This is a genomic window from Kitasatospora sp. GP82 (assembly GCF_029892105.1).
Lineage (GTDB): Bacteria > Actinomycetota > Actinomycetes > Streptomycetales > Streptomycetaceae > Kitasatospora.
Genome location: NZ_JARZAJ010000001.1, coordinates 149324 through 161395, shown reverse-complemented (window position 1 = coordinate 161395; position 12072 = coordinate 149324). Strand labels below are relative to the sequence as shown.

Below are 12072 nucleotides of genomic sequence, written 5' to 3'. Positions count from 1 at the left end.
CTGCTCATGGTCGGTGGGCCTCTCTCTCAGCGCAGCTTGGGGTCGAGAGCGTCGCGGACCGCATCGCCGAGCATGATGAACGCCAGCACGGTGATGCTGAGCGCACCGGCGGGATAGAGCAGCATGTGCGGCGCGTTGCGGAAGGAGTCCGAGGCCGAGGAGATGTCGATGCCCCAGGAGACCGTCGGCGGCTTGAGCCCCACGCCGAGGAAGCTCAGTGTGGCCTCCAGGGCGATGTAGGTGCCGAGGGCGATGGTCGCCACCACGATGATCGGGGCGACCGCGTTGGGCAGGATGTGCCGCACCATCAGCCGGCTGCTGCCGGCGCCGAGCGCCTCGGCAGCGGTGACGTAGTCCTGCTGCTTGACGGTGATGACCGAGCCCCGGGAGATACGGGCGATCTGCGGCCAGCCGAGCACCACGATGAAGGCCACCACGATCCAGATCGACTGGCTGGGCACCACGGAGAGGAACACCAGGCCGCCCAGCAGGATCGGGATGCCGAAGAAGATGTCGGCGATCCGTGAGACGACCGAGTCGAACCAGCCGCCGAAGAAGCCCGCCAGACCGCCCATCACGGTGCCGACGAGAGCCGCCCCGGCCGTGGCGCAGACGCCGACGGTGATCGAGGCGCGGGCGCCGTAGACGGTCCTGGCATAGACGTCGCAACCCTGGTTGTCGTAGCCGAAGGGATGCCCCGAGGAGACACCCTGCTGGGACTTGGACAGGTCGCACTTGAGCGGGTCGGTGGAGGCGAAGAGGCCGGGCCAGACCGCCATCACGATCAGGAAGACGATCAGCAGTCCGGAGATGATGAAGATCGGATTGCGCCGCAGGTCGCGCCAGGCGTCCTGCCAGAGGCTGCGCGCCTCCACCCGCTCGTCGGCGGCAGGGGCCTCGGGATGGTCCTGGAGGCGTTCGGGCTTTATAAGTGACTGGGCCTCCATGGTGCCGAGGTCGAAGGTCCGGTTCTCGACCGCGCTCGGCATCTCCAGCTCTTCGGTGCCGGCCTCGGCGAGCGGGTCCGCCGCGTTGTACTTCTCCTGGTCAGGCATAACGGATCCTCGGGTCCAGGACCGCGTAGAGCAGGTCGACGAGCAGGTTGGCCGCCAGGTAGATGATCACCAGGATGGTCACGAAGCCGACCACGGTGTTGCTGTTCTGGCGAACGATGCCCTGGTACAGGTAGTAGCCCACGCCATGGATGTTGAAGATGCGCTCGGTCACCAGCGCACCGCCCATCAGGGCGCCCAGGTCGGTGCCCAGGAAGGTGACCACCGGGATCAGCGAGTTGCGCAGCAGGTGGTTGACGACCACCCGGCGGCGCGGCAGGCCCTTGGCCACGGCGGTTCGCACATAGTCGGCGCGGACGTTCTCGACGACGGTGGTCCGGGTGAGCCGGGCGACGTACGCGAGCGAGACCGAGGCCAGCACCACACCGGGCAGAATCAGCCGGTCCAGGGTGACCTGGTCGCCGACGGTCGCGGGTGCCGCGCCCCACTTCACACCGACCAGGTACTGAAGCACATAGCCGGTGACGAAGGTCGGGATGGAGATGACCACCAGGGTCAGGATCAGCACGCTGTTGTCGGCGACCCGGCCCCGTCGCAGGCCGCTCAGCAGACCGAGGCCGATCCCGAAGATCACCTCGATGGTGAAGGCCACCGCGGTCAGCTTCAGCGTGGTGGGGAAGGCGGTGGCGAGCAGGGAGGTGACGCTCTGACCGCTGAAGGTGGTTCCGAAGTCCCACCGGAACAGCTTGCCCATGTACTTCAGGTACTGGAGCCAGAGCGGGTCGTTGAGGTTGTACTGCTCACGGATCTTCTCCGCGACCGCCGGGTCCGGTGCCCGGTCGCCGAAGAGCGCGTTCACCGGGTCGCCCAGGGCGTGGACCATGACGAAGATCAGAAAGGTGGTCCCGATGAAGACCGGGATCATCTGGAGCAGGCGTCTGATGACATAGCGTCCCATGCGGACCTCCAGTCGGCCGTCTCAGCGGCGGGGGGCGGGGCCCCCGGGGGGGGGGGGGGGGGCCCCCCCCCCCGCCCCGGGGGGGGGGGGGGGGGGGGCGGGGGCCGGGGGGGCGGGGGGCCCGCCCCCCGCCACCGGCTACTTGACGGTGATCTCGGTGTAGACCGGGACGCTGAAGGGGTTCAGCATCACGCTGGAGGCCCGGGACGACCAGCCCACCGTGCCGTTCTGGTACCAGAGCGGGATCGCCGGCAGGTCGGTGGCCAGCATCTTCTCCGCGTCCTGGTAGTCGGCGACGGCCTTGGCCGCGTCCGCCTCGCCGTTCGCCTGGCTCACCTTGGCGTCGAAGGCCTTGTTGCTGTAACCCGAGTCGTTGGAGGAGGCCCCGGTCACGTACACCGGCTGCAGGAAGTTCTGGATCAGCGGGTAGTCCATCTGCCAGCCGGTGCGGAAGCCTCCGGTCATCTGCTTGCCGTGGACCTGGTTGCGGAAGTCGGCGAAGGTGCCGACCGGGCGGCCGACGCACGCCTTGGTGTCACCCATCGCGTTGTTGATGCTGTTGCAGACCGCGTCCACCCACTCCTTGTGCGGGCCGTCCGCGTTGTAGCTGATCGTCAGCTGGCCGCCGGGGATCCCGCCGCCCTGCTGGATCAGCTGCTTGGCCTTGGCCGCGTTGAGCTTGCAGGTGTCACCGCAGAGGCCCTCCTTGTAGCCGCCGGAGTCACCGAGGACGGGCGAGGTGAAGTCGGTGGCCGGAGTGCGGGTGTTGTTGAAGACGACCTTGGTGATGGTGGCACGGTCGATCGCCATCGAGATGCCCTGGCGGACCAGTTTGGCGTTCCCGGTGCTCCAGTCGGACTGGTAGAGCGGGAAGGAGATGGTCTGGATGATGCCGGCGGGCTGGTTGAGGAAGCGCCCGCTGAGGTCGGACTGAATGGTCTTCAGCGCACTGTTCGGCAGGCCGTTGTCGACGTCCAGGTTGCCGGCCTGGAGATCGGCGTAGGCGGCGTTGGTGTCGGTGTAGACCTTGAGGTCGATACCGGCGTTCTTGGGCTTGTTGCTCCCGCTGTAGTCGGGGTTCGGCCGCAGCTGCATCTTCTGGCTCTTGGTCCAGGCGGCGATCGTGTACGGGCCGTTGCCCACCGGCTTGTCGAGAAAGGCCGCGTGGTCGGTGAAGAAGCTCTTCGGGAGCGGGTAGTAGGCGGCGTAGCCGAGGGTCTGCGGCCAGGTGGAGAACTTCTGGCTGAGCGCCACGGTGAAGCTGGTGTCGTCGACGACCTTCAGACCCGACATGGTCTGGGCGGCGGGGCTGCCGGAGGTCGGGGCCACGTCCTTGTAGCCCTGGATGTACTGGAAGAAGCTGGAGCCCACCTGCTTGTTGGTGGAGAGCGCCCCGTAGTTCCAGGCGTCCACGAAGGAGGCGGCGGTGACGGGTGTGCCGTCGCTGAACTTCCAGCCGGGCTTGATCTTGACGGTCCAGTTCTGCTGATCGCTGGAGGTGATCGACTCGGCCATCGCATTGCCGGCCTTGCTGGTCTTGGGGTCGTAGGCCACCAGACCGGTGTAGATCATGTCGAGCACCGCGCCACCGTTGACCTCGTTGGTGTTGGCGGGTTCGAGCGGGTTCGCCGGGTCGCCCCACCACGCCGTCACGATGCCGTTGGCGTTGCCACCACCCCCGCCGCCGCCGCTTGAGGTGCTGCTGCACCCGGTGGCCACCAGGGCCACCGACGTCGCAACGATCACGGCCCAGCGCACTCGGGCGACAGCAGACATGGATGTCCTCCTCAAGACGTGTGACGCATCACACCCCATGAGAAGCGCGAGTTCCCGGCGGCGCGACCGAGGTACCTCCGGATGGGCTCCCCGCCACGCCATCCCGAACGCCGTGAGGCCCGGTCCACACCTGGGTGTGGACCGGGCCTCACGGGCTACGGTCGATCAGGCCGCGCTCTGCGCCATCTCGCGCTCACGCCGCGCTCTGCTCGACCTCGCGCTCACGCCGCGCTCTGCTCGACCTCGCGCTCACGCCGCGCTCTGCTCGACCTCGCGCTCCGCCGCGAAGTGGCAGGCGGACTCGTGGGCGGCCGGGCCCTCCAGCGAGGGCACCGCGAGCAGCGGCAGCTCGGTCGAGCAGCGCTCCTCGGCCTTCCAGCAGCGGGTGCGGAAGCGGCAGCCCGACGGCGGGTTGGCCGGCGAGGGGATGTCCCCGGACAGGATGATCCGCTCGCGTCCCTCCCGGCCCGTCGGGTCCGGCACCGGCACCGCCGACAGCAGCGCCTGGGTGTAGGGGTGGGTCGCGTGCTCGTAGATCTGCTCGTCCGACCCGATCTCCACCATCTTGCCCAGGTACATCACGCCCACCCGGTCCGAGATGTGCCGGACGATCGACAGGTCGTGCGCGATGAACATGTACGACAGGTCGAACTCGCCCTGGAGCTGCTCCAGCAGGTTGATCACCTGCGCCTGCACCGAGACGTCCAGCGCCGACACCGGCTCGTCACAGATGATGATCTCCGGCTTCAGCGCCAACCCGCGTGCGATACCGATCCGCTGGCGCTGACCGCCCGAGAACTGGTGCGGATACCGGTTGATGTACTCCGGATTGAGGCCCACCACGTCCAGCAGATCCTGAACAGCCTTGCGGCGGTCGCCCTTCGGCGCCACCTCCGGATGGATCTCGAACGGCTCCCCGATGATGTCACCCACCGTCATACGCGGGTTCAACGACGTGTACGGGTCCTGGAACACCATCTGGATGTTCCGCCGCACAGCCTTGAGGGCGGCACCGGAGAGCTTGGAGATGTCCTCGCCCTTGAACAGCACCTCGCCGGCGGTGGCCCGCTCAAGGTTCATCAGCACCTTGGCCAGCGTGGACTTGCCACAGCCCGACTCCCCCACGATGCCCAGGGTCTCGCCCTTGTGCAGCTCGAAGGAGATACCGTCCACGGCCTTGACCGCGCCGATCTGCTTCTTGAAGAGGACGCCCTGGGTCAGCGGGTAGTGCTTGACCAGGTTCCTGACCTCCAGGATCGGCTCAGCCATGGAGGGTCTCCTTCCAGAGGTGGCAGGCGCTGCGGCGGCCCGCGAGCTCGGCGCCGTCCTTGTCGGCCACCTGGTGCAGCGCCGGGATCTCGGTACGGCAGAGGTCGGTCGCGATGTCACAGCGCGGGTTGAACGCGCAACCGGCCGGAACCTTGAGCAGGTTGGGCGGCAGGCCCTTGATCGCGTACAGGTCCTGGCCCTTCTGGTCCAGGCGCGGGATCGAACGGAGCAGACCCTTGGTGTACGGGTGCGCCGGGCTGGCGTACAGCTCGTGCACCGGGGCGGTCTCGACGATCCGGCCCGCGTACATCACCGCGATCTTGTCCGCGACGTCGGCGACCACGCCGAGGTCGTGGGTGATCAGGATCAGGCCCATGTTGTACTCGGCCTGAAGCTCCGCCAGCAGGTCCATCACCTGGGCCTGGACGGTGACGTCCAGGGCGGTGGTGGGCTCGTCCGCGATGATCAGGTCCGGTTCGAGGGCCAGCGCCATCGCGATCATGATGCGCTGACGCATACCGCCCGAGAACTGGTGCGGGTAGTCGTTCACCCGCTGGGCGGCGGCCGGGATGCGGACCCGGTCCATCAGCTCGATGGCCTTGGCCTTCGCCTCCTTTCGGGAGGCGCCCTGGTGCACCCGGAACATCTCGCCGAGCTGGTAGCCCACGGAGAGCACCGGGTTGAGCGAGGAGAGCGCGTCCTGGAAGATCATCGCGATCTTCCGGCCGCGGATCTTCCGGCGCTCCTCGTTGGACATCTTCAGCATGTCCTGGCCGCGGAAGAGGATCTCGCCCGAGGTGACCCGGCCCGGGGGCATGTCCAGGATGCCCATGATGGTCTGCGCGGTGACGGACTTGCCGGAGCCGGACTCGCCCAGCACGGCCAGCGTCTCGCCCGCTGCTACGGAGTAGTTGACCCCGTTGACGGCCTTGGCGATGCCGTCCCGGGTCACGAACTCCACGTGCAGGTCGCGGACTTCGAGCAACGGGGTGCCGGGAGCGAGGCGCTCCCCGCTGTCGGCCTTCTCAGTGACAGTGGTCATGGTGCGTACCGCCTCTCTCAGCGCAGCTTCGGGTCGAGGGCGTCGCGGACCGCGTCACCGAGCATGATGAACGCCAGCACGGTGATGCTGAGCATGCCGGCCGGGAAGAAGAGCGCGAACGGGGCCTCGCGGATCACCTTCTGGGCCGAGTTGATGTCGATACCCCAGGAGATGGTCGGGTCCTGGAGACCGATACCGAGGAAGCTGAGCGTCGCCTCCAGGGCGATGTAGCCGCCGAGCGCGATGGTGGCGACCACGATCACGGGGGCGAGCGCGTTCGGCAGGATGTGCTTCAGCATGATCCGGCCGGTACCCGCACCGAGCGCCTTGGCGGCGGTGACGTAGTCCTGCTGCTTGACGGTGATCACCGCACCGCGCATCACGCGGGCCATCTGGGTCCAGCCCAGCGCGGTCATCGCGAAGACGACGCTCCAGACGGTGCGCGTGCTGAAGGCGTTGAGGATCACCAGGGCGCCGAGCAGCAGCGGGATACCGAAGAAGACGTCGGTGATCCGGGAGAGCACCGCGTCCGCCCAGCCGCCGAAGTATCCGGCGAACATACCGATGATGCCGCCGAGGATGGTGGTCCCGAGGGTGACGCAGATGCCGACGACCACCGAGGCGCGGGCACCGTAGAGCACGCGGGCGTAGATGGAGCGGCCCTGGCCGTCGTAACCGAACCAGTCCGGCTGGAAGAAGTGGCCGTAGTTCGGCTTGGTCAGGAAGTGGTTGCGCAGGTCTCCGGCGCGCGGGTCCACCGAGGTGAACAGGCTCGGGGCGACGGCTATCACGATCAGCAGCAGGATCAGCAGCGCGGAGATCACGAAGATCGGCCGGCGGCGCAGGTCGTGCCAGGCGTCCGAGCCGAGGCTGCGCGGCTTCTCGGGCTTGGGCTCCGTGGCGCCCTGCGCAGGGACGTCTGCGGTCTTCTCGATCAGGTCAGGCATAACGGATCCTCGGGTCCAGGACCGCGTAGAGCAGGTCGACGATCAGGCTGGCGGCCAGGTAGACGAGCACCAGGACCACGACGAAGCCGGAGATCGTGGCGCCTTCGTTGAGGTTGATGGCGTGGTAGAGCGCGTTGCCGACGCCCTTCACGTTGAAGATGCCCTCGGTGACGATGGCACCGCCCATCAGCGCGCCCAGATCGGTACCGAGGAAGGTGACCACCGGGATCATCGAGTTGCGCAGGAGGTGGGTACCGATCACCTTGCGGCGCGGCAGGCCCTTGGCCACCGCCGTCCTGATGTAGTCGGCCCTGATGTTCTCGACGATGGAGGTACGGGTGAGCCGGGCGACGTACGCGAGCGACAGCGAACCCAGCACCAGTGCGGGCAGCACCAGTTGGCCGATGTTCATCGAGTCCTGGACGGTCGGGGTGACCCACCTCAGCTGGGTGGCGAAGACCGTCTGGAAGATGAAACCGAGTACCGGAACCGGAATCGAGATCAGCAGCAGGGTGAGGATCAGGGTGCCCTTGTCGAAGGACTTGCCCCGCCGCAGACCGGCGAACAGACCGATCGTCACGCCGAGCACGATCTCGAAGACGAAGGCCAGCAGCGCCAGTCGGACCGTCACCGGCAGCGCCTCGGTGATCACGTCGAGAACCTTGCGGTTACCCATCGTGGTACCGAAGTCGCCCTGGAACAGGTGCCCCATGTACGTGAGGTACTGCTCGTACCAGGGCTTGTCGAGCCCCAGGTTGTGCCTGATGGAGGCAAGCTGAGCGGGGTCCACCGCTTTGTCGCCCCACATCGCTCTGACCGGGTCACCGGGCAGCATGTGCACCATGAAGAAGATCAGAAAGGTCGTCCCTAGGAAGACCGGGATCATCTGGAGCAGTCGCCTTATGACAAAGCGCCCCATTATGCCTCCATCCAATACTCTGACGGGCCGTCATCCCGGCCAGAGGTTCTCGGCGCGACAACGGCCGGTGCCAGTCCTGCCCTTGTGGGGTCGGACAGGCACCGGCCGTCTCGCTTCAAGCCGTGCGGTGCCGACCTGACTACTTCTGCTTGACCTCGACGTCGGTGTAGACCGGGTTGCCGACGTTGTCGAACTTCACGTTCTGGACGTTGTTCGAGTAGCCGGAGTTGGTCTTGTAGTACCAGAGCGGGATGGCCGGCATGTCCTTGGCCAGCTGGGTCTCGGCCTGCTGGTACAGGTCCGCGGTCTTGTCGACGGTGGTCGCCTTGTCGGCCTGGGCGGCCAGCTTGTCGAAGTCCGCGCTGGAGTAGCCGGCGTCGTTGGCCGAGGCACCCGTGCCGTACACGTCGCGCAGGTAGTTGGCGTTCACCGAGTAGTCCTGCACCCAGCCGGTCCGCATCATGCTCGTGACCTGCTTCTTGGTGATGATGTCCCGCGCGGTCTTGAAGTCCGGCTTCGGGTCACCGAGGCAGTCGACACCGGTGGACTGGCGGATGGAGTTGCAGACCGCGTCCACCCACTCCTTGTGGCCGCCATCGGCGTTGTAGACGATGGTGATCTTGTTGTTGGGCACACCGCCGCCGGCCTGGATCAGCTCCTTGGCCTTGGCCGGGTCGAACTTGCAGAAGTCGCCGCAGGTGCCGGCCTTGTAGCCCAGGGCACCGGGAGCGACCCAGCTGTCGGCGGGCTGGCGGGAGCCGTGCAGCACCGTCTTGGTGATGGTGTCGCGGTCGATCGCCATCGACAGGCCCTGACGGACCTTCGCCTTGTCGACGCCCTGCCACTCCGGCTGGTACATCGCGAAGGAGATGTTCTGGATGGCGCCCTGGACCTGGTCCACGGCACGGTCGCCCAGGTCGTTCTTGTAGGAGGCCAGGTCGGTCGGGTCGACCTGGTCCAGCACGTCCAGGGAGTCCGAGACGAGGTCCTTGTAGGCGGCGTCGGCCTGGGTGTAGTTGCGGAAGACGATGCCGCCGTTCTTCGGCTTGTCCACACCGGCGTACTTGTCGTACGAGGCCAGGGTGATCGCCTTGTTGTGCTCCCACGAGACGAACTTGTAGGGGCCGTCACCGATCGGGTTCTGGCCGTACTTGGCCGGGTCGGTGAAGAAGACCTTCGGCAGCGGCGCAAAGGCGACATAGCCGAGCTTGTACTGGAAGTACGAGACGGGGCCGGTCAGTTCGATGGTGAAGTGGGTGTCGTCGACGACCTTCAGACCGGACATCTTGTCCGTGGTCGGGTCACCCTTCTCCGGGTGGACGTCGGTGTAACCGGCAATGTCCTTGAACCAGTCGGAGTTGATCTGGTTGTTCTTGACGTTCGCCGACCAGTTCCACGAGTCCACGAAGGACTGCGCCGTGACCGGGGTGCCGTCGTGGAAGGTCCAGCCGGACTTCAGCGTGACGGTGTAGTGCTGGGCGTCGGTGGTCTCGATCTTGTCGGCGACCTGGTTGCGCGGCTTGCCGGTGGGGTCGAAGTCGACCAGACCCTTGAACAGCTGCATGGTGATGCGGCCGCCCTGGTTCTCCATGGCGTTGGCCGGCTGCAGCGGGTTCTGCGGCTCGGCGCTCTGGTAGCTGAAAACGCCCTGGGCGTTGACCGCACCGCTGCCCGAGCTGCCCGACGAACCGCCACTGCTGCAGGCGGTAGCGGCGAGGGCGACCGCGACAGCTGCAACGACCCACTTGGCCTGGCTGGCACCGCGCATGGATGTGCCTCCTGTATCCGTGTTCCGAACGTGGAAAGCACCGCGGGATATGGCCGGCAACAGCGCCTTGACCGAGCGATGCTTCCTTGCCCGAGGTTCGGCGCGCACCCCTGCGCGTAACCCTTGACCCGAGCTCGACTGAACCCACTATCGGTCACGCTCGGATACTTAGATGACCATTACGCATTTCAATTTGGTCACATGAAAGTTGGATTGATTTTGAAAATCGGACATATGAGACATACTCAGACAGGCATGAAACGGACAGTTGCCTTGAATGACGGTCGGTTACGCACGATTACCGGACATCTCGGAGATCATTTTAGCTACGCGCGTCGACGACGGAGAGTGACAAGGGCCGGTTGTTGTCCCCCTTCCTGAGGGGGACAACAACCGGCCCTTGGTGTACTACCGAAAGAGCGTCAGCCCTTCTTGGCGCGGGACGCGGAGCGGCCGCGCTCCTTCTGGTCCAGGACGACCTTGCGGATACGCACGGTTTCCGGGGTCACCTCGATGCACTCGTCCTCGCGGCAGAACTCCAGCGACTGCTCCAGCGAGAGCTTGCGCGGCGGCACCAGGTTCTCGGTGGTGTCGGAGGAAGCGGCACGCATATTGGTGAGCTTCTTCTCCTTGGTGATGTTGATGTCCATGTCGTCCTGGCGCGAGTTCTCGCCGACGATCATGCCCTCGTACACCTCGGTGGTGGGCTCGACGAAGAGCGTGCCGCGCTCCTGGATGCCCATCATGGCGAACGGCGTCACGACACCCGCGCGGTCGGCCACCAGCGAACCGTTGTTGCGCATCCGGAGCTCGCCGAACCACGGCTCGTGGCCCTCGAAGATGGAGTGCGCGATACCCGTGCCACGGGTCTCGGTGAGGAACTGGGTGCGGAAGCCGATCAGGCCACGCGAGGGGACGATGAACTCCATGCGGACCCAGCCGGAGCCGTGGTTCGTCATGGTCTCCATGCGGCCCTTGCGGACGGCCATCAGCTGGGTGATCGCGCCGAGGTACTCCTCGGGGCTGTCGATCGTCATCCGCTCGACCGGCTCGTGGGTCTTGCCGTTGACGATCTTGGTGACCACCTGCGGCTTGCCGACGGTCAGCTCGAAGAGCTCGCGGCGCATGGTCTCGACCAGGATGGCGAGCGCCAGCTCACCACGGCCCTGGACCTCCCAGGCGTCGGGACGCTCGGTCGGCAGCACGCGGAGCGAGACGTTGCCGATCAGCTCCTTGTCCAGACGGTCCTTCACCATGCGGGCGGTGACCTTGTGGCCCTTGCCGCCCTTGCCGACCAGCGGCGAGGTGTTGGTGCCGATGACCATGGAGATGGCCGGCTCGTCCACCGTGATCAGCGGCAGCGCGATCGGGTTCTCGAGGTCGGCCAGGGTCTCACCGATCATGATGTCGGGGATACCGGCGACGGCGCAGATGTCACCGGGGCCCGCCACCTCGGCCGGCTTGCGGGTGAGCGCCTCGGTCATCAGCAGCTCGGTGATCTTCACCTGCTGGATCGAGCCGTCACGCTTCATCCACGCGACCTGCTGGCCCTTGCGCAGCTCACCCTGCTCGACGCGGCAGAGCGCGATACGGCCGAGGAAGTTGTCGGCGTCCAGGTTGGTGACGTGCGCCTGGAGGGGGGCGTCCTCGTCGTAGGTCGGGGCCGGGACGTGCTCCAGGATCGTCGAGAAGAACGGCTCCAGCGAGTCGCTGTCGGCCGGGACGGTGCCGTCCTCCGGCTTGGTCATCGAGGCGACGCCGTCACGCGCACAGGCGTAGACGATCGGGAACTCGATCTGGTCCTCGGTGGCGTCCAGGTCCAGGAAGAGGTCGTAGGTCTCGTTGATGACCTCGGCGATCCGGGAGTCCGGACGGTCCGTCTTGTTGATGCAGAGGATGACCGGCAGCTTGGCCGTCAGTGCCTTGCGGAGCACGAAGCGGGTCTGGGGCAGCGGGCCCTCGGAGGCGTCGACCAGGAGGACGACCGCGTCCACCATCGACAGACCGCGCTCGACCTCGCCACCGAAGTCGGCGTGGCCCGGGGTGTCGATGATGTTGATCGTGATCGGGGCGCCACCCTCCTTGGGGTGGTACTTGACCGCAGTGTTCTTCGCGAGAATGGTGATGCCCTTCTCGCGCTCCAGGTCGTTCGAGTCCATCATGCGGTCGTCGAGGTGCTGGTGGGCGGCGAAGGCGCCGGCCTGCTTCAGCATGGCGTCGACCAGGGTGGTCTTGCCGTGGTCGACGTGGGCGACGATGGCGACGTTACGGATGTCGTTGCGCGTGGGCATGCCTAGCGGATTCTCCCGGAATCGTGGGTTGAGGCGCCCGGCTGCGTGACGCCGACTTGCGACCCTGTTGATCGCCGCCGCCCGTTCCG

Annotated in this window: 9 protein-coding genes; all 9 read right to left on the bottom strand. The window is 66.5% G+C overall.

Features of this window, described 5'->3' with window-relative positions; all coding sequences use genetic code 11:
• Positions 1 to 26: 26 nt before the first annotated feature.
• The 9 genes from P3T39_RS00695 to typA all read right to left on the bottom strand — a co-directional run bounded on the left by P3T39_RS00695 (position 27) and on the right by typA (position 11983).
• Positions 27 to 947: an ABC transporter permease gene (locus P3T39_RS00695; protein ID WP_280695399.1), complete on the bottom strand. Its 921-nt coding sequence runs from the start codon at positions 945 to 947 to the stop codon at positions 27 to 29.
• Between the two features lie 100 nt (positions 948 to 1047).
• Positions 1048 to 1971 (bottom strand): ABC transporter permease, encoded by a 924-nt coding sequence (locus P3T39_RS00690; protein WP_280695228.1) that lies wholly within the window; start codon positions 1969 to 1971, stop codon positions 1048 to 1050.
• A gap of 138 nt (positions 1972 to 2109) precedes the next feature.
• Complete coding sequence (locus tag P3T39_RS00685; protein WP_280695226.1) at positions 2110 to 3747, bottom strand: ABC transporter substrate-binding protein; 1638 nt, start codon at positions 3745 to 3747, stop codon at positions 2110 to 2112.
• A gap of 249 nt (positions 3748 to 3996) precedes the next feature.
• Positions 3997 to 5016: a dipeptide ABC transporter ATP-binding protein gene (locus P3T39_RS00680; protein WP_280695224.1), complete on the bottom strand. Its 1020-nt coding sequence runs from the start codon at positions 5014 to 5016 to the stop codon at positions 3997 to 3999.
• The gene (locus tag P3T39_RS00675) at positions 5009 to 6058 is read right to left on the bottom strand and encodes an ABC transporter ATP-binding protein (RefSeq protein ID WP_280695223.1); all 1050 of its coding nucleotides are present in this window, start codon (positions 6056 to 6058) and stop codon (positions 5009 to 5011) included. Before P3T39_RS00675 ends, P3T39_RS00680 begins: the two co-directional genes overlap by 8 nt.
• 17 nt (positions 6059 to 6075) lie before the next feature.
• On the bottom strand, positions 6076 to 7005 hold the full coding sequence (locus P3T39_RS00670; protein ID WP_280695222.1) for an ABC transporter permease: 930 nt from the start codon (positions 7003 to 7005) through the stop codon (positions 6076 to 6078).
• Positions 6998 to 7924, bottom strand: coding sequence for an ABC transporter permease (locus tag P3T39_RS00665; protein ID WP_280695221.1), 927 nt, complete (start codon positions 7922 to 7924; stop codon positions 6998 to 7000). Before P3T39_RS00665 ends, P3T39_RS00670 begins: the two co-directional genes overlap by 8 nt.
• A gap of 139 nt (positions 7925 to 8063) precedes the next feature.
• Positions 8064 to 9692 (bottom strand): ABC transporter substrate-binding protein, encoded by a 1629-nt coding sequence (locus P3T39_RS00660; RefSeq protein WP_280695220.1) that lies wholly within the window; start codon positions 9690 to 9692, stop codon positions 8064 to 8066.
• 422 nt (positions 9693 to 10114) lie between these two features.
• Positions 10115 to 11983, bottom strand: coding sequence for a translational GTPase TypA (gene typA / locus P3T39_RS00655; protein ID WP_280695219.1), 1869 nt, complete (start codon positions 11981 to 11983; stop codon positions 10115 to 10117).
• Positions 11984 to 12072 lie beyond the last annotated feature (89 nt).